Source organism: Aggregatilinea sp., from assembly GCF_036822615.1.
Taxonomy (GTDB): Bacteria; Chloroflexota; Anaerolineae; order Aggregatilineales; family Aggregatilineaceae; genus Aggregatilinea.
Window position 1 is genome coordinate 1 of sequence record NZ_DAISHJ010000106.1, and the last position, 18,792, is coordinate 18,792.

Annotated in this window: 18 protein-coding genes; 2 read left to right on the top strand and 16 right to left on the bottom strand. The window is 63.5% G+C overall.

The annotated features are described in order from the left end of the window. The 9 genes from minE to V7116_RS20500 all read right to left on the bottom strand — a co-directional run. Positions 1–414, bottom strand: a 414-nt coding sequence (minE, locus tag V7116_RS20460; RefSeq protein ID WP_324393831.1) for a cell division topological specificity factor MinE, incomplete at its 3' end; no start/stop codon positions are given. A gap of 15 nt (positions 415–429) precedes the next feature. Beyond that, the gene (gene minD, locus V7116_RS20465) at positions 430–1,242 is read right to left on the bottom strand and encodes a septum site-determining protein MinD (RefSeq protein WP_324393832.1); all 813 of its coding nucleotides are present in this window, start codon (positions 1,240–1,242) and stop codon (positions 430–432) included. A gap of 82 nt (positions 1,243–1,324) precedes the next feature. Next, positions 1,325–2,017 (bottom strand): septum site-determining protein MinC, encoded by a 693-nt coding sequence (gene minC / locus V7116_RS20470; RefSeq protein ID WP_324393833.1) that lies wholly within the window; start codon positions 2,015–2,017, stop codon positions 1,325–1,327. 618 nt (positions 2,018–2,635) lie between these two features. Further along, entirely contained in the window at positions 2,636–4,912 is a 2,277-nt protein-coding gene (gene mrdA, locus V7116_RS20475) for a penicillin-binding protein 2 (protein WP_324393834.1), read from the bottom strand. Between the two features lie 111 nt (positions 4,913–5,023). Further along, positions 5,024–5,527: a rod shape-determining protein MreD gene (gene mreD / locus V7116_RS20480; protein WP_324393835.1), complete on the bottom strand. Its 504-nt coding sequence runs from the start codon at positions 5,525–5,527 to the stop codon at positions 5,024–5,026. Between the two features lie 23 nt (positions 5,528–5,550). Next, positions 5,551–6,396: a rod shape-determining protein MreC gene (gene mreC / locus V7116_RS20485; protein ID WP_324393836.1), complete on the bottom strand. Its 846-nt coding sequence runs from the start codon at positions 6,394–6,396 to the stop codon at positions 5,551–5,553. 210 nt (positions 6,397–6,606) lie between these two features. Further along, complete coding sequence (locus tag V7116_RS20490; RefSeq protein WP_324393837.1) at positions 6,607–7,671, bottom strand: rod shape-determining protein; 1,065 nt, start codon at positions 7,669–7,671, stop codon at positions 6,607–6,609. A 438-nt stretch (positions 7,672–8,109) separates the two neighbouring features. Beyond that, positions 8,110–9,534 (bottom strand): phosphomannomutase/phosphoglucomutase, encoded by a 1,425-nt coding sequence (locus V7116_RS20495; RefSeq protein ID WP_324393838.1) that lies wholly within the window; start codon positions 9,532–9,534, stop codon positions 8,110–8,112. 31 nt (positions 9,535–9,565) lie between these two features. Then, positions 9,566–9,991, bottom strand: coding sequence for a VOC family protein (locus V7116_RS20500; protein ID WP_324393839.1), 426 nt, complete (start codon positions 9,989–9,991; stop codon positions 9,566–9,568). A 143-nt stretch (positions 9,992–10,134) separates the two neighbouring features. Between V7116_RS20500 and V7116_RS20505 the strand changes: the two genes are divergently transcribed. Both V7116_RS20505 and V7116_RS20510 read left to right on the top strand, forming a co-directional pair. Further along, positions 10,135–10,512, top strand: a complete 378-nt coding sequence (locus V7116_RS20505; protein ID WP_324393840.1) for a nuclear transport factor 2 family protein — start codon at positions 10,135–10,137, stop codon at positions 10,510–10,512. A gap of 162 nt (positions 10,513–10,674) precedes the next feature. Further along, a complete protein-coding gene (locus V7116_RS20510; RefSeq protein WP_324393841.1) occupies positions 10,675–11,076 on the top strand; it encodes a RidA family protein in 402 nt (133 codons plus the stop codon). A gap of 165 nt (positions 11,077–11,241) precedes the next feature. On the opposite strand, the gene V7116_RS20515 is transcribed toward V7116_RS20510, so the two are convergent. The 7 genes from V7116_RS20515 to V7116_RS20545 all read right to left on the bottom strand — a co-directional run. Continuing rightward, entirely contained in the window at positions 11,242–12,600 is a 1,359-nt protein-coding gene (locus V7116_RS20515; protein WP_324393842.1) for an MFS transporter, read from the bottom strand. A 244-nt stretch (positions 12,601–12,844) separates the two neighbouring features. Then, the gene (locus tag V7116_RS20520) at positions 12,845–13,165 is read right to left on the bottom strand and encodes a cupin domain-containing protein (RefSeq protein ID WP_324393843.1); all 321 of its coding nucleotides are present in this window, start codon (positions 13,163–13,165) and stop codon (positions 12,845–12,847) included. Positions 13,166–13,310: 145 nt separating this feature from the next. Continuing rightward, positions 13,311–14,576 (bottom strand): hypothetical protein, encoded by a 1,266-nt coding sequence (locus V7116_RS20525; protein WP_324393844.1) that lies wholly within the window; start codon positions 14,574–14,576, stop codon positions 13,311–13,313. 163 nt (positions 14,577–14,739) lie between these two features. After that, the gene (locus V7116_RS20530; RefSeq protein WP_324393845.1) at positions 14,740–16,020 is read right to left on the bottom strand and encodes a hypothetical protein; all 1,281 of its coding nucleotides are present in this window, start codon (positions 16,018–16,020) and stop codon (positions 14,740–14,742) included. Positions 16,021–16,237: 217 nt separating this feature from the next. Continuing rightward, the gene (locus V7116_RS20535) at positions 16,238–17,290 is read right to left on the bottom strand and encodes a DUF2268 domain-containing putative Zn-dependent protease (RefSeq protein ID WP_324393846.1); all 1,053 of its coding nucleotides are present in this window, start codon (positions 17,288–17,290) and stop codon (positions 16,238–16,240) included. After that, complete coding sequence (locus V7116_RS20540; RefSeq protein WP_324393847.1) at positions 17,287–18,375, bottom strand: gliding motility protein GldB-related protein; 1,089 nt, start codon at positions 18,373–18,375, stop codon at positions 17,287–17,289. Before V7116_RS20540 ends, V7116_RS20535 begins: the two co-directional genes overlap by 4 nt. Then, the coding region (locus V7116_RS20545; protein ID WP_324393848.1) for a prolyl oligopeptidase family serine peptidase at positions 18,372–18,792 on the bottom strand (421 nt) is incomplete at its 5' end. The genes V7116_RS20545 and V7116_RS20540, both read right to left, overlap by 4 nt.

Below are 18,792 nucleotides of genomic sequence, written 5' to 3' on the forward strand. Positions count from 1 at the left end.
GGCGGCAGGCGGAGCGGCCTCTTCTTCGGGCGGCTGGGCTGCCACAGCAGACGCGGGGGGTTCCGGCGCAGCGGGCGGCGGCGCGGCCTGCGGCGTAGGCTCGACAGGCGCAGAGTCGGCAGGCGCGGACACGTAATCAGGCGTAAGCAGCGGCGAACTGTTACGGATGAGCGGGATATTGGCGACCAGATAATTCTTGCGCTCGCGCTGTTCCAGCTTGATATGCACCTGGCCTTCCGTCACATTGAGGTAACGTTTGATCACCTCAAGGATTTCGTTCTGCATCTGCGCGAGATGTTCCGGCGAGATCTCGCTGCGGTCCGTGACCAGCACCAGCTTGAGCCGCTCGCGCGCCAGTTCGGCGCTGGCGTCATCTTTGCGCCCTCCGAACAGTCGGTCGAAGAAGGATGCCATGATCGCTCCTCACAATCACCCGGAACCGGATCCACCGAACATCTTTGTCAGCCGCTTAAACACGCCGCTCTTCGGTTCCAGTTCCAATAAGGGCACTTTTTCACCATTAATACGCCGCGCAATGTTGCGGAACGCCGTGCCCGCCAGACTATTCTGGTTGTTCAGGGTCAGCGGTGAGCCCCGGTTGGACGACACCAGGATCTGCTCGTCTTCGGGGATCACCCCCAGCAGCCGGATGGACAGAATCTCCAGCACATCATTGACGGACAGCATATCCCCGCGTTTGATCATGTCCGGCTTGACGCGGTTCAGCACCAGACTGGTCGGGACGTGATGCTCCTCCGCCTCGATCAGCCCTATGATGCGGTCCGCGTCGCGCACAGCGGAGACTTCCGGGTTGGTAATGATTACCACTTCGTCGGCAGGGGCCAGCGCGTTACGGAACCCCCACTCGATGCCTGCCGGGCTGTCGATCACGATGAAATCGTAGTCCGCGCGAAGCTGGTTGGTCAGCTCGACCATGTCTTCCGGGCTGACCGCCGTTTTGTCGCGCGTCTGCGCCGCCGGAAGCAAATACAGATCGGGCAGGCGCTTGTCCTTCACCATCGCCTGTCGCAGCTTACAGCGACCCTCAACCACATCAACCAGATCGTAGACGATACGGTTTTCAAGTCCCATCACGACGTCGAGATTGCGCAACCCAATATCGGCGTCGATGCAAATCACTTTTTTGTTCAGGCTGGCCAGCGCCACCGACAGATTCGCTGTAGCCGTGGTCTTGCCCACCCCCCCCTTGCCGGAGGTTACGGTGATGACTCTGGCACTCATCCAGATCCCTTTCCTCGTGACCTCAGTTCCCTGACCCAACGGGAACCTGCTCCCCCAACCGCAGCCCAGTGGGGCCGCGCCCCTACCATGATTCGGCTTCGATCCGGTTGTTACGTACGAGCGCTTTTTCCGGCTTGGGCTTCCGGCGGCGCTCTTCCGGCGAAATGGTGATGTACCCCGCGATGCGCAACTGCGTCGGCGCGAGATCCAGCGCGCACACGACCGCCGATTCGTCGCCAAACACACCAGCATGCACCGTGCCGCGCAGCTTGCCCCACACCACGACGTCGCCCCCCGCGGTGATCACAGCCCCCGCGTTGACGTCGCCCAGGACCACGACATGCCCGTCGCTGTGCACCGTCCTGCCGTTGCGCACCGTGCGCTTGATCAGCACGCCGGGCGTCCCGCGTTCTTCGGGATCGATCGGCGGCGGGCGCAGCGGGAGCGCCTCGACGCCCTCATCCTGAAGCTCGACGTCTGACAGATCGGTCTTCAGGCCCAGCTTGTGTGCCGCGCCGCTCGTCTCTGCGCTGTCGGTCAGCACCGCCAGCAGCGCAACATCGCGCTTGGCAAGTGCCTTCTGGACGTTCGCAAGGTCCTGGTAGCGCAGATCGCGCGGCCCCAGAGAGAGCGTCACCTGCGCGCCCTTGAAAAAGCCGCCCTGCGCATCAATTAAGGTTGTTAACCGCGAAGTCAGATCGGACCACTTTCCGTCCGGTTTGACCGTGACCAGCAATCCGTGCTTGATTCCCTTAAGGGTTATGGAGTCATCCATACTCAATCTACATTGTTTCTACAGCCATTGACAATCCAACTGAAGTCCCCCTGCGCCCACGCCGCAGTGATTGCTACTACTATACTCGGTTTTTAAACTTGTGCCTATTGCCTCCCTCATGAAATGGTAAGCGGCCCGCACACAACAGTAAAAAGGGTCGCTTACCCACCGATCCGGCAGTTTCGGACGGCAGCGCAGCGTTAGTTTTGCGCGCAGCATGGCGCATCACGTGAGGATCGGTTGAGGTTTGGCGATAAGGCGAAGACACACAACCAGCGGGTTCGGGAATCCGATCGACACCCTGCCCCCGGCATCGCGCGTACCGAGAGCGTCGCTCGTGCGGGGGAAAAAGGAGGGGCGTATCGCGCGATACGCCCCATGTGTACCAGAGACCGGCTGAAATGAACGGATATGGGAATGTGAGTCGTCAAGCCAGATCTGCGTAGGGGTAGGGCTTGCCCTACCCGACTTTGCTGACAACGGGCGGGGCAAGCCCCGCCTCTACGAAAGGCAGAGGTGCCCGTCGCGGCGTTCGATTCCGAGCTTAACCTGCTGTAGGTGGGGCGTATTGTGATACGCCCTTACACTACCCGCTCTTGCCAGCGAATTAGCCGGTGCTTACTGCTGGCCGCGCTGGATCTTCAGCTTGAAGTACGCGTCCAACACTTCGTTCACGATCGGCGCGGCTACCGCCGAGCCTTCATCGCCGTTGTACACGAACGCGATCACCGCGACTTCGGGATTTTCATACGGCGCGTAACCCACAAACCACGCGTGCGCGGGCCACGATCCCGCCTCGCACAATCCCTGCGCCCAGGCGATGTCGTCGCAGTATTCCGCCGTGCCCGTCTTGCCCGCCACGTTGACGTACGTCAGCGCCGCCGTCTTGGCCGTACCGACGGTCACCGCGTCGCGCATGCCTTCGCGCACCAGCCCGAGCGTACTGGGATCCGAGAAGGGCGGCGTATATTCGTCGTCCTGGTTCAAGTTGATGCTTTCATATTCCAGCGGATCGCACACGCCGCCGTTGAAGCTGTAGTTATACGGGACGTGCACGGTATACGCGATGGTTTCGGGCGTGCCCTCGCCGGACGCGTCCGTGGTGCTGCTGTGATAGTCGTCGGGCGTGCACAGCGCGGGATCGTACGTATCGCTGTCTTCCTCGCAGCGGCACGCGAGGCTGTTTGGCCCGTTGAGCAGCATATCCTCCTGAAGCAGCAGCACGGCCTCGCTGCCGTCGGTCGGCTTGACGATGGTGCGGACGGCGCGCGGCTGGAATTCCTCGATGATGTTCCCGTTCGCGTCCTGCAGGTTCCTGACCAGATGCGGCTCGTAGAGCGTGCCGCCGTTGATGATCGCCGCCGTGGACGCCAGCAGTTGCAGCGGCGTCACGGTCACGTAGCCCTGGCCGAATGCGGCGTTGTACGTGTCGCCCGTAGACCAGCTTTCACCGTAGTTACGGCGCTTCCACTGGCTGTCCGGCATACGGCCTGCCAGCTCGCCCGGCAGCTCGACGCCCAGCTCCGAGCCGATGCCAAACGCGGTCGCCCAGCGGTACAGGTCGAAGATCCCCAGCCCGCCCGTCTTCAAGATCGCGGGGCTAACGTCCGGGTTGCCGCCGCCCACCTGATAAAAATACACGTCACAGCTCTGTGCGATCGCATTCACCAGCGCGATGTTGCCGTGCCCGGCGCGATCCCAGCACACGAACGGCTGGCCAGCCGCGTCGTCGAACGGCGCATAGGCGTTGGGCAGCACCAGACGGCCCGGATCATACAGCGTTTGATTGGGGTCGATCACGTCTTCTTCGACCACGCCCACGGAGGTGATCAACTTCCACACCGAGCCGGGTGGGTAAAGCGCGCTGATCGCGTGATTGACCAGCGGGCGCAGCGGATCTTCGAACTGGTTGAAGTAGTAGTCGCCGTCGATGTTACGTGCGAAGCGCGTATTGTCGTAGCTCGGCCAGCTTACCATCGCCAGGATATCGCCGTTGTTGGGGTTGATAGCGATGACCACGCCCTGCTGAGTCACGACGCGGTTGGCTTCTTTGTTGACGAGGTTGATCTCGCGGGTCAGCGCTTCCTGCGCAGCCTTTTGCAGTTCGAGATCCAGCGTCAGCTGCACGCTTTCCCCGGCCTGGAACGGCTGCTCCTCGACGAGCTGGAGCGGCTGGCCCGCCACGTCCACGACCCACGTCTGCGCGCCGCGCGCGCCTGCCAGTTGATCTTCCATGTACGCTTCGATGCCCGCGTAGCCGATGCGGTCGAAGGCCGGGTTATAGCCCTGCTCGCGCAGCCGCTGTTCCTCCTCGGGGCCGATCGGTCCCAGGTAGCCGATGATGTGCGCCGTCAGGGAACCGGTCGGATACTCGCGCACGGAAGCGACCTGAATCTCCACGCCGGGCATCAACTGCGCCTGCTCCATGATGCGGAACGCCGCGTTGCGGTCGATGTCGGTGGCGATCACGACGGGCGTGAACGGCGCGATACCCAACCCTTCGCGCACCATCTCGTCGATGCTGCGCTCGTTGGTGCGGCCTGCCGCGTCGGCGGCGGCGCGCGTCGCGGGCACGTCGATCTGGGCCGAGAGGCGGTTATAGACGTCCAGCGTGTCGGCATCATCGGCTGGCAGGTCGGCGGGGGTGATCAGCACGTTGTATGCGGGGTCATTTTTCGCCAGCGGCACGCGGTAGCGATCGTAGATCGCGCCGCGCGGGGCCGCAATGAGCGAGACCTGCAAGCGGTTCTCTTCCGCGTCCTGCACGAACTGGTCGCCGTTGACGAACTGAAGCTCGCCCGTCCGCACGACCAGGATCAAGAGCGAAAAAACGACCACTGCCTGAAACACCAGCAACCGCCAGCCTTGAAACGGAAGGATACGCCGGTTATTCATGGGTCATCAACCTGTTTAGCTCACACTACCGATTACGATACGAAAAACACAGCACTGCCGTGGCCCTTGTTCCCTACGCATCAGTCTAACGCGAAACGCCCACCCGTCGAATTATCCTACCCGGGTGCGGCGCGGGTGCAGCCACAGCGACACGCGGCCCATCAGCCGGAAAACCGGGATGATCAGCAGCGCGTTATAGAACATAGCGGGGATCGTCACGTACGACAGGCCGCGATCGATCGGCACATTGATCCCCACCACCCACAGCACGCTGAGGATGATCAGGTGATACACCACCGTCCCGGCAGCGGCGACCAGCGGCGGCACGATGATATTGTTGCGCGAAATCTGGCCGAAGACCGCGTCGGCGGCGAAAACCACGATCACCAGCCCCAGTGCCGAGGTGCCCAGCGGCGCGACGGAAAGCCAGTCTTGCAGCACGCCGCCCACCACCGACCACAACATCGCCTCGCGCACGTCCGCCAGCAGCGCCCACGACACCACGAGGATCAGCACGAGGTCCGGCGCGCCGCCGCCAATGCGAAATTCGGGCATCACCGTCGCATTCAACACGGCGGCAATCATCAGAATGGGAATGCCAATATAACCGGCCATGATCTCTCACACAGGTTACGGGACTACTGCTGCTCGGTCTGGTCTTCAAATACCGACAGGTCCACCGGCTCGAAGTTCGTAATCACCTGGACCACTTCCAGCCGGTCGAACTCCACCAGCGAGCGCACGCGCGCCTCCTGGTACAGCTCGCTCTGCGCGAGGCTGACGCTGAGCACCCGCCCCAGGATCAGGTCGGCGGGCGCGGTCTGGCCCAGGCCGCTCGTCACCACGAAGTCGCCCTCGCGCACCTCGTCGTCCACCGAAATGTACGACATCAGCAGGTCGCCGCTGAGCTGCCCCACGACCACGCCCTCGGCGCGTGTGGACTGCGCCCGCGCGCTGACCTGGCTGTTCGGGTCGGTCAGCAGCAGCACTTCCGCGCCCGTCGCGGAAACCTTCGTCACGCGGCCCACCATGCCCAATTCGGTCACCACCGGGTCGTTCAGTTCCACGCCGTCACGCCGCCCGCAGTTGATCTGGATGGCGCGCACGAAGCCGGTGTTATCGAGGCCGATCACGTCGCACGTCACGAATTCGCGGTCCTCCGGCTCGAAGCGGTCATAGTCCAGCAGCGAGGCCAGATCGTCGTACAGCAGCGCCTTCTCACGGTATTCGGCCAACTGGGACTGCGCGATCGCGTAGGCTTCTTCGAGGTCCTGGTTGCGCTTTTCGAGGCGGCGGAAATTCGAGAGATCGTCCAGTCCGTCGCTGATCGTATGCGTGATGCCGCTCACCACGCCCTGCACGAAGCTGAGCGGCACGGAAACGACGCCCTCCAACGGCCCCAGCAACCCGCGCGAGCTGAGGAAGATCAGCAGCAGCATTGCGATCATCGTGAGGATGAAGGAAAAAACGCGGCCAGCACGCAATACAGGACCTCCTCAAACACCGGTCAGGACCGGGCACATGCCCCGGTCGCAGCAGGTTGGCCGTCCCCTACATCCCCTACGGCGCACCGCCCCGCGCACATTATACCGCACGCGGCGGGCCGCCCGAAGCATAAGCCCCGAACCACACAGCGATCCGGGGCGTAACAGGTGCAGCAAGTTGTGGTCGCAGCCAACGTGACGCTCGCAGGATTAGTGCTGCGTCGATCCGCGTTCCAGCCCCGCCAGGAGCGAGCGCAGATTGTCGTAGTCTTCCAAAATGCGGCCCGCGCCGCGCGCCACGCACGTCATGGCGTCTTCGGCCAGCCACACGCGCACGTTCACTTCGTCGGCCACACGCTCGCACAGGCCCTTGAGCTGGCTGCCGCCGCCCGCCATGCAGATGCCCGATTCCATCAGGTCCGCGACCAGTTCCGGCGGCGTCTCGTCCAGCGCGTCGCGAATCGTGTCGATGACGATGCTCACCGACGGGTTCAACGCCTCGCGCAGCTCGATCGACGACACCTCGACCGCTTCCGGCAGCCCCGTAATCAGGTTGCGCCCGCGCAGCACCATCGTGCGTTCTTCGGGCAGCGGGTACGACGAGCCGATCTCCATCTTGGCGCGCTCAGCGGTGCGCTCACCGACCAGCAGGTTGTACTTGGAGCGCATATACTGCACGATGTCTTCGTCCATCTCGTCGCCCGCCACGCGGATCGAGCGGCTGATCACAATGCCGCCCAGCGAGAAGATAGCGACTTCCGTCGTGCCGCCGCCGATGTCCACGATCATCGAGCCGCGCGTCTCCTGAATGGGCAGACCCGCGCCGATCGCTGCCGCGACCGGTTCTTCGATCAGGTACGCTTCGCGCGCTCCGGCGCTGATCGTCGCGTCGTATACGGCGCGCTTTTCCACTTCGGTCACACCCGACGGGATGCCGACCACGACGCGCGGGCGCGGGATAGGAACCCACGACTGTTCGTGCGCCTTACGGATGAAGTAGTCGAGCATGCCCTCGGTGATTTCAAACTCGCTGATGACGCCATCACGCAGGGGACGGACCACCATGAACTTGGAGGACGGCGTTTTGCCGAACATTTCTTTGGCTTCGCGCCCAAAACTGATCGGGCGGCGCGTCTTGCGCTCAATGGCAACGTAGGACGGCTCGTTAATGACGATGCCCTTGCCGCGCACGCTCACGAGCGTGTTCGCCGTGCCAAGGTCAATGCCAATGTCCAGCGAAAACAGGCCCAATAGCCAGTCAAGCGGACTAACCAATTAGGGGACTCTCCTCAACCATGCCGCCATGAACGCAGCGCGGCATTATACCACGTCTCAACGCCGCCGGTCGATGCGCAGGCCGACGACTGCCCTACACTGTTACGGGTCAGGGCTGTCCCGGCGGCCCACATGACGGCGGCAGAACCAGGGACGTCAAGGAAGGAACCGATGCGCCTTTTCGCGCCTCGCGTGCAGCTTATAAAAATCTTGTGTACGCGCTGCGCGTTTTTACCCTATTTTGCCCGCTGCGCCAAGAGCGCACAGCCGCCGCTCTACGCGTACACGGATGAGAGATTCATGAGGACGCACGCGAACGCCCCCGTTCCCTGCGGGCAACAGGCAGCGCCCGTGCGGTGTGCCGGGGGCGAGGGCCGGCCCGCCAAACCGCGCAGGGGCAGTTCATGGCCGCCCCTGCGCGACCGATCGCGCCGGTCCCTACGCGGGCTGGCTGAACGCCTCGATCTGCTTGTCGAGCTTCTCGCGGTCCACCTGCGGATAGTCGTCCAGCAGCGCCTCGAAGCGCTTCATGTATTCCACGATCTGCGGGCGGGTGTGCGCCTCGAAGCGCATGGTGATCGCGGGCTGCGTGTTGCTCGCGCGGACGAGGCCCCAGCCGTTTTCGAAGATGGCGCGCGCGCCGTCCACGGTCACGACCTCGTACTTGTCCTGAAGCTCGTCGCGCACCACGTCGATGATCTTGAACTTCACGTCGTCCGGCGCGGACATGATGATCTCCGGCGTGGCGATCAGCGACGGCATTTCGCCCAGTGCCTGCGACAGCGTCTTGTCCGTCTTGCTGAACAGTTCCAGCACCTTCAGCGCCACCAATGGCCCATCGTCGAAGCCGTAATAATTCTCGCCGATGAACAGGTGACCGCTGACCTCGCCGCCCAGCGGAGAGCCGACCTCGGCCATCTTGCGCTTCATCAGGCTGTGGCCCGACTGCCACATCAGCGGCTTGCCGCCGCTTTCACGGATGATGTCGGGCAGCACCTGGCTGGACTTCACGTCGAAGACGATGGTCGAGCCGGGCATACGGGTCAGCAGGTCGCGCGCCAGCAGCGCCAGCAGGCGGTCGGCGGCGACGTGATGCCCGTGCTCGTCGATCACGCCCGCGCGGTCGGCGTCACCGTCGAAGGCGATGCCGAAATCCGCCTTGTTGGCGATCACGGCAGCTTCGAGATCCTTCGTCAGTTCGGGATCTTCGGGGTTCGGCAGGTGGTTGGGGAACGTGCCGTCCGGCTCGCAGAACAGGCAGATCACCTCGACGCCCAGTGCTTCCATGACCGGCGGCACGTACGTGCCCGACAGGCCGTTGCCGGAGTCCACGACGACCTTCAGCTTGCGGTCGCCCATGTGAACCTTACCCTTGATCGTCTCCATGTGGCGGTCGATCATGGCGTAATCTTTGAGCACTTCGCCCTTGCCCTGCTCGAAGTCGTCAGCCTGGATCAGCTTCAGCAGATCCTGGATCTGGTCGTCGGCCAGCGCCTGCCGCCCATAGGACATCTTGATGCCGTTGTAGTCGGTGGTCAGGTGGCTGCCGGTAATCATGATGCCGCCCGCCGCCTCGTTGGACGACGACGCGAAGTACACGGTCGGGGTCATGACCGGGCCGATATCGGTCACCTTGATGCCAGTCGTCGCCAGCCCTTCGATCAGCGCGTCCTTGATTGCAGGCGTGGTCAGGCGGTTGTCGCCACCCACGAAAACCTGCTTCACGCCCAGGTTGCGCTGGACGTACGTGCCATACGCCTTACCGACCCACCGCGCCAGATCCGGCGTGAGATCGGGGGTCTCGCCGGTCACCTTGCCGCGAATGTCGTACTTACGAAAAACGTGCGTAGGAACTTGCGCCATTTGATTTCCTCCCAATGTGGATGGTGTGCTCTTAAAGAACCGGCGGAATCGAACCTCGCTGCCGTGGCGGTGCGGGCGTTTCCTCCGGCGGGATCGGCTGGTTGATCACCCAGCGGTAGCCGTCGGGATCGCGCAAGGCGAACTCGCGCACGCCGTACCACTGGTTTTTCGGCGGATTTTCCGTGCTCACGCCGCGCCCATCGATCTGCGCATACAGCGCGTCCACGTCTTCGATCTGCAAATATAACGTCACGCGTGGATCGCCCTCGGCGTCCTTCAATGGCGACACGTCGCGGCGCAGCAGCCACACCGAGCGCCCGTCGTGCGCAAGGCTGGCCCACTGGAGTCCGTCGTCGTCCTCGATACCCTTTAACTCGACCTCGAAGCCCAGGTCCGCATACCAGTAGCAAGAATAGTCTACGTCATCGACGGTCAGTTCAGCGATAATCGCGTTCATGGTATCCTTAGTTCTGATGCTAGCAGCAGCGCGGGTTTCCGGCTAGAGCGAGTTCCTCCCACGCGAATACAACGTGCCCCATTGTACAAAAAATCCCCGCTCCACGCGATGAAGAGGGGAATGGAACGAGCGAGGTTTGAATAATGGACGACAAACCTGTGACCGTCGAGACGTTAAAGGCATTTCTGGAAGCCTTCAACCGGCACGACCTGGATGCCATCATGACGTTCTTTGCTGAGGACTGTGTGTTCGATATGCCTCGCGGCCCTGAACCCTGGGGGCGGCGCTACATAGGCCGGGAGGCTGTTCGTGAGGGGCTTGCATCCAGGTTTACCGGGCTTCCCGACGTGCACTATGGCGACGATCGTCACTGGGTCTGTGGCAGTCATGGTGTATCCGAATGGCTCCTTACCGGGACGACGCAAGCAGGCATACGCGTGGAAGTCAGAGGCGTCGACCTGCTCGAATTTGAGAACGGCAAAATCGTCCGAAAGGATTCGTATTGGAAGCTCGTCGAATAATCACCCGGCGCGACGAGGCGTCACGACGTCGCGCCGCGGGCTTCCGGCTAGAAAGAGCCGCCTCCACGCGATGAAACGCGGATCGAGCCGCAGAGCACGATTGGCCGCGCCCGGCTGCATTTGATTTCACCCTACCCAACCACTTTCAGGAGTCCGCACACGATGGCACGAGAAACGATCAACCCGGATGAATTGTTCAACAGCCTGCAATACGGATTCTCACAGATCGCCACCGGGACCGGCAGGCGCATCGTGACGATCTCCGGTCAGGTGGGCTGGGACACGCAGGAACAGATCACCGGGCAAGACGATTTACGCGCGCAGACGATGAAAGCCTTTCGCAACCTGGAAATCGCCATGAAGGCGGCAGGCGGCACGCTGGACGACATCCTCTCACTGCGGCTCTACATCGTCGCGTCGGTCATGGACGATACCGCGCCCATCCGCGAGGGACTCACGACCTTCTTCCCGGCGTCACCGCCCACGACCACCTGGATCGGCGTGCCGCGGCTGGCGAGCAAGGAATTTCTGATCGAGATCGAAGCCCTGGCCGTGATGGAGTAAGCCGCTAGCCGTTCTCCCACACGAGCGGGATGAGGTTCTTTCGCCGCCTCACCATGACCTTCGACAGCGTATCCTCCCCTCACAAAAAAATCCCCGCGCCGCGTGAGGCACGGGGATTTTTGTATGAACGGCGAGAGCGCACCGGCGCACCCCCTACCTGGCGCGTCAGTCCAGGCTGCTCTCCGCCGTGGGAACCGTCAACCCGCGCGGCAGGCCGTCGGGCTCCGGCATGGCATCTACCACACCCGCCGCCGGGACCGCTTCAACGGCCACCGCATCGACCACGCCGTCTTCCATGTGCGCCAACGCCGGGATCAAATAGCCGCTGACGCCCATCCCGGTGCAGACCAGCCCCGCGATGAAGTACCACCCGCGCACCCCGATCACGTCCGCGACCGGCCCCGCAACCGCCAGCCCCAGCGGCGACATGGCCGACGCCGACGCGATCACCAGCGTGAACACGCGTCCCTGCATCTCCGGCGCGACCGTGCTCTGAATCGCCGCGAACAGCGGCCCGTTGGTGATCGGGTTCATGAAGCCCATCAGGAACATCATCGCCACGGCCAGCGCCAGCAGCGATCCCGGCGTCAGGCCGATGATCATCGCCGCCGTGCCCATCCCGATCAGGCCCAGCATCGAGGTATAGATCTTACGCTTGAAGCCGCCCCACACGCTGAGCGCCAATCCGCCCAACACCACGCCGATGCCCATCGCAGACTCGAACCAGCCCAGCTCCACCGCCCCACCGTTGAAGTGATTTTTGATCAGCAGCGGCGTCAGCGACGAGGCCGGGTTGAATACGAAGTTGATCAGCGTCGCCATGCCCAGCACGATCATCAGCGCAGGCCACGCACGCACGTAGCGCAGCCCGGCCACGAGATCCTGCCAGACGTTGGCTTTTTCCGCCCCCGCCTCTGGCGTTTCCGCGCGCGGCGGCTGCGGGATCGCCACGAAAAACAGCGCGCCGATCGCCGGGATCGCCGTCAGTACGTCCACCGACAGCACGGCCTGGATCGGCAGCGATTCCAGCAGGATCGCCCCGACCGGCGGCGCAACAATGCTCATCGCGCCTTGCAGCGTCTGGTTCAACCCCGCCACGCGCGCAAGCTGGTCTTTGGGAACCATCAGCGAGGTGGACGCCTGCATCGCCGGGAAGTGGAACGCGCCGCCCAGCGAGCGAATGAACGCCGCCACGTATACGTGCCACACGGCGATCTCGCCGGTCGCAAACAGGATCGCCAGCGCGACGGTCACCAACGCCACGAAACCGTCCGCCGCCATCATCACCAGACGGCGGTTCCAGCGATCCACCAGCGACCCCGCCACCGGTCCGATCACGATCTGCGGCAGCATGGCGACCAGCGTCGCCGTTGCCAGCACCGTCGCGGAATTGGTCGTGTCGGCCAGCCACCACACCAGCGCGAACTGCACCAGGCTGCTGCCAAACAGCGAAAACGCCTGCCCAATCCAGACGGTAAAAAACGGAGTCTTCCAGTTTTCGGGGACGTGTGTTGCTTCAGACATAATCACCTCGGACGGCATAATCACAAGGTCGCACTCTCACAATATACAACCCGATCTAAGAAAACTCAATATATTTTATAAATCTTTTTCAGGTTCACATTAAATTCTACAATCGCCCCACCGAACTGCTCTACTAAAAATACGTCCGGCGGATCAAAAAGTTGCCCGGCGCGATCGCTCGCATCCGGGCAGCCTGATGATCCTGGTATGGGTTGCGTTAGGTGGTCGGGGTTAAGCGGGCGAACTACCGGTAATCGTCGCGGGCGGGCTGGAACACGTCGATCACGAAGCAGTTCGTCACGGCGCGACCGCCATGTACGGCCTCGCTGGGGATCACCGCCGTCTCCAGCGGGCCAAGCACGCGCGTTTCGCCATCGACCGTGAGTTCCAACTGTCCCTCGATCACGGTCGTGATCTGCTCGTGCGGGTGGTGGTGCTCGGGCAGCACCGCGCCCTCATCGATCGTCCAGTATGAGACAGTCATACGGTCCGTGTGCACGAACTTGCCAAAGAACCCTGGCACGATCTCGCGGGCCTGCTGATCGCTCAGTTTTCCAAAAGTCATGAGATCTCCTCCTCGCAGCGCAAACCGCCCCACACGACGCGCATCGCATGGGAACCCTCGAAAAAATGCCCTCCGCCGCGCGCACGACGAAGGGCACAGACTGCACCAGTTTACCCCGCCTGGGGCCAGGACACCGAACGCCGCGTCAGGGCGTCGGTGTGACGAGAAACGGCGCGGCAGGCGTCCAGGTCGGGATAAGCGTCGGCAAATCGCCGGATGCGCCCAACCACGTGCGCCACGCGCGCTCGATTTCCGGCACAGACATGCCCGTCACCGCTTCGAGCACATCGAAGAACGGCTCGTTCGCCGCCAGCCGTGCCATCATTTCGTTGTAGGCCTCAAGGCCGCCATGCTCCTGCTCGATCCACGCCAGGAAGCTGTATGCGATGTCGTACACGTCGCGTCCGCCGCCGGTATACGGGTCCGGCACATCGTACCAGTTCGCCGTGAGCAGCTGCGGCAGATTCCCACTGACCGCAATTTGCCGGACGTTCCCTAGATAGTAGTAGGACTGCTCCATCTCGAAGAAGGTCGCGTCCCCCTCGATAAACCAGTACGGCACGTCATACAGCGTACGCTCCGGCCAGAGGTATTCGTACTGGTAGAGATGTTCCAGCTCGTGCGGCACGGTCGAGTAGACGAGGTCATTGATGCCCCAGGCGATGTCGTAACCATACAGCACCTGGACGATGATGCCCCACTCCTCGAAGGTCTGCCCGACGATGTTGTCTTCCATTGGGTCGGTCTCGGTGCGCCATTCCTTCCACGCGCTGTAATCGCCAAACAACAGGATGCGCGGCTTGTAGGGCAGCGTATCGCCCCACACCGCCACGTACTTGTCGCGCTGCATGGTGATCGCATTCAGGACCGCAGGCTCTACGTTGTCGTTCAGGCCTTCGTTGTACACGATCGCGTCGTCCGATTCAGAGAAGTGCCAGCCGCGCGTATTGTCCGCGTACTCCGCCACGATGGGGTCGGTTTCCAGGGCGTTACCCGCCGCGTCGGTCAGCTCCCAATGATAGGCCAGCACCGCCCAGGGAGGCAGCATCAGGCTGCTATCCGGCTGCCACGAGGCCGTCACCTGCCCCGTCACAGGATCGATCTCACCCGGTACGCGGTGCACCGGAAGCCTCCAGTTGATGCGTTGTGCAGCCGGATACCAGACAAGGGTGGCGCGCCTGATCGGCCCGGCGGAACTGCTGGCATCGAGAGTGACGACGAAACCATCGGGATAGACGCTCTCGAACACGTCTGACGTCACCGTCAACTCGATGGCACTCTGCGCCGGGGCGTCCGGCTGCGCACCGGGACGCTCGGCGGCGCGCGCTACCGGCATGGTCGCGTTCAACAGGGCCAGCAGCGCCAGGGCCGCCAGCCAGATGGTCCCCACCATCCCCACACGTCGTTTCATGTTCTTTTCCTTAATTTTTCTAATTTTTCGATGCGTGTGCCTTTATTGTAATTATTACGACAAACGGCGAAACCGGCGCGCGGCGACGCAAAAAAGCCCTTTGCCGCGCCGGGCAAAGGGCCTAAGAAACAATCGCCAGACAGTCGAGGCGATCGGAAAGGCGTCAGGGCGTCGGCGTGGCGAACATCGGCAGCGCAGCAGGCGTCCAGGTAGGAACAAGCGTCGCCGCATCGCCGGAGGCGCCCAACCACGTGCGCCACGCGCGCTCGATCTCCTGCACGCTGCTCATCCCGGTCACGGATTCGAGTGCGTCGAAGAACGGCACATTATCCGCCAACTGCGCCATCAATTCGTTGTAGGCCTCCAGGCCACCGTTTTCCTCCGCGAGCCACACCGCGAACGAATAGCCAATGTCGTAGCCGTCGCGCGGGGTTTCGCCATCAATGCGCGGGCCGTCGCTCACGCCCACCAGCAGCGGCGGAAGCTGTCCGCTGCGCGCCATATCCTGCACGCGGCCCAGGTAGTCGTATGACGGGCCCAGCTCGAAGAAGCTCGCGTCGCCCTCGACAAACCAGCCGGGAATATCGTACAGGCGGCGCTGCGGCCAGAGGTATTCGGCCTGATAAAGATGCTCGATCTCGTGCACGACCGTACCGTACGCGAGGTCGCGGTACGCCGCGTCGAGGTTGCCCTCGTCCAGCAGCACCTGCGCCACCACGCCCCACGCATCGAAGGTCTGCCCGACGACGTACTGCGTCTCGCTGGTATTGTGATCGGCGGTGCGCCATTCAAGCCACGCGTCGAAATCGCCAAACAGCACGATGCGCGGTTTATAGGGCAGCGGCGCGCCCCACACCGCGACGTACTTGTCGTGCTGCTCGGCCATCGCGTCGAGCACCACGCTCTCAATATCGCCCGTCAGCCCCTCGGCATACACCACGGCGTCATCCGATTCGGAGCGCTGCCAGTCGCGCGTGTTGTCGGCGTAATCCACCACCACCGGATCCGTCTTCAGCACGTTGCCTTCCGAGTCGCGCAGTTCCCAGTGGTACGCAAGCTGCGACCACGGCGGCAGCATCATGGTGTCGTCCGGCTGCCACGACGCGATAATCTGGCCCGATGCGGGGTCGATTTCGCCCGTCTGGCGGAAAATCGACATCGTTTCGCCCGCGCGCTGGGTCGGGCGGTTCCAGATCAGGCTGGCGCGCTCGATCGGTCCGGCGGGGCTGCTGGCGTCCAGCGTCACCACGAACCCGTCAGGATAGACGCTCTCGAACGTATCCGAGTTCACCGTCCATTCGACACTGTTCTGCGCCGGGGCGTCCGCCTGCACAGCGGGACTCTCGGCGGCGCGCGCCATCGGCATGGCCGCGTTCAGCAGCGCGAGCGCCACCAACGCCGCGGCCCACACTGCCGCCACCACACCCACTCGTCGTCGTTTCATCGTTGCTTTCCTCCTGGGCTGTGTTCTTGCTCTGTGTTCCGATTTTAACCCGTTCGGCGTGACAGTGGCGTGACCGGGGCGAAAAAAGCCGGGGCGGGTTTCTAACCCGCCCCTACAAAAATCCACTTTACAGCTTCCGCCGGGATAATTCGTGAATTGTCCCTACCCGGCGCTGTGCTTTCCGCTTTTGCACCGACTAACAACTGAAAACTGACGACTATGAACTGATCTCCGGCGGATAGCCGCTGTCGCCATACACCGTCGCGGGAGGCAGGCGCAGCAGATCGGCCAGCGCCAGACCCGGATGCCGCGCCACGTAGCCCTGCACGATCTGGTCCCCGAACCACACGCCCGACCACGCCGGGTACGTTTCGTCGAGGGTCGTGCTCCACACCATGCGATCCCCGAAGCGATCGATGTTTTCGCGCCACGTCATGCGCGACGCCGCGATCTCCCACGCGGCGGGGACCTGCACCGCGGTGAGCGCGTCGTCCCACGGCAACCTCGCGCCCGGCACGACGTACCGCGCGAACGCGGTCGCCCGGCCTTCGAGCACGATGCGCTCCATCAGCGTCAGTTCCGACAGCGGGCGATCCAGCCCGCGAAGCTGGTATGCCATCGCGTAGCCGTGCGCCACCAGCGCGGGCACGTTCTCCAGGCACGCCTTCCCCTGCGAACACGCCAGCAGCAGCGTATCCGCCGAAACGGGGATCACCTTCAGTGGCTGGGTCGCGATCGCCAGCGGCACATCGCCGCCCGCGTTAACCGTCGCCGCGTCCGGCACGCTGACCGCCGGGACCGCGATCACGCACAGGTGCATCGCGTCCTCGCCGGGCAGCACCGCTTCCGCCGCGTCGAGCGCGTCGCGCCCCTGCGCGATCAGCGCGTCTTCCGGCAGGACTTCCTGCGCGAACTGCCACGCGGCAAAATCGGCCATCGGGAACGAAAACCCGCTGAAGTCGAACAGGTACTCGAACTTGTTCGCCGCGGCCCCGTCCAGGCCAAAGCATGGCACGCCCGACCGGCTGAACGTGTTCACAAACGTGATGCCCTGATCGACCGGCGCGACCGTCGCCACGGCGGACAGAAACTCGCTCGTCGGTGCGGCCAGTGACACCACAGGGCCGCTTTCAGCCGTCGCAGCCACCGCGCCCTGAACCGGCGTGCGCGTGGGAACGGTTACCAGCGCAGGCGGTTCGTCCCTGCCCGCGCAGCCCGCCAGGATCATCCCGGCGGCCAGAGCAGCAGAAACCGACTTCCAACGTCTCATGAAGCCTCCTGAGTAGGCGGCGCCTCCGGCGCATACCCACTCTCGGCCAGAAGCGCTTCGGGATCGAGCGCAAATAACTCTGCTAGTGATACGTCGGGATGCGCCGAAATGTACGTCTGCACGATCTGTTCGCCCAGGTAGTAACCGCCGGACGTCGGGTAGCGCGCCGTGTTGGCCGTGCCCTGCAAGACGCGGTCGATGTTGCGGCTCTGCGGGTAGTCGCCATATGTCACCGCGAGGGTGTCCTGGATGCTGCCCCACAGCATCGCCTCCTGGTCGGCAGTCAGCGCGCCGTCCCACGGGAACGCCGCGTCGGGCTGGATCTGGCGCACGAGGTACGCAGCGCGCGCGCTGCGGATCATCATATCCAGCAGCGACGTCTCCGCGCCATTCTTGCCGGAATGGTACGCCTGATACAGCATGCCGTAAGCTTGCATCGACTCGATCGACAGGCGATCCAGGCAGATGTCGCTCCCGGTGCAAATGACCGCGATCAGGTCCAGGTTAGAGGCAAGGATCTGCGCCTGCACCTCGCTCACCGGGCCTTGATCCTCCGGCGCGGGACCGTCATACCACATGGGCAGCGGCAGCGGCAACAGGCAGAACGTGAACGACTGCTCCATCGGCAGCAGCGCTTGAGTCTGCGCCAGCGCGTCCTCGATGGTGCTCACCGCCACATCGTTCGGGAAGGAATCGAGCAGATCCAACCAGCGCTGCAGGTCCATCGAAACGAGGCCGATCCCGCCCGATCCCAGAAGCTGCTCGGGATTCCAGTCCGGCCAGAAGGAGCCGTCGAAGCATTGCGAGACGGGCGTCATCACCTGCTCGCGGAACAGGTCAAGGCGGTCCAACGGGCTGGCGTCCATCGCCACGCCCATAAAATCACGCAGCGCGGGGTCCAGCGAGATCACGGTCGCGGTGTCCTGCGTCTCTCCGGCAGCTTCTTCCGTCGCGGGAACCGGCGTGCGGGTCGGAATGGCGACCAGCTTCGGTGATTCCTCGGTTCCACTGCACCCCGCTGCGCCCAGCGCCAGCACCAGCCCTGCGATCACCGCGCCGCCTGCCCGTCGAGTCCATGCCCTCATACGTCTGTTCCCTTCTGATGAAATACCCAGGCTAAAAAGCGGTCCACGTCATACTGGATCATCGGCCCGGTCAGGCCCACCAGCAGACTATCCACGCCGTGCCGCCCCCACGGAATACGCAGCAGTACTGTTTTTACCCCCGCCGCCCGCAAATGGTTCGCCAGAAGCTCGGAATGCGCGGGCGGCACGAGCCGGTCGCGCTGCCCGTGGATCAGCAGCGTCGGCGGCAGGCCGGGCCGCACGTGGCTGACCGGCGACGCGCTCGCATACAGATCGGGGATCACGTCCGGCAGGCCGCCCAGCAGCGCCGCAATCGCGCCGCCCGATTCAGCAGGCCACAGCCGCAGGTCGCTGGGCGCGTAGCTGGCGACCACCGCCTGCACCTCGTCTCCCGGTGCGCCCTCGCCGCTGAAGCAG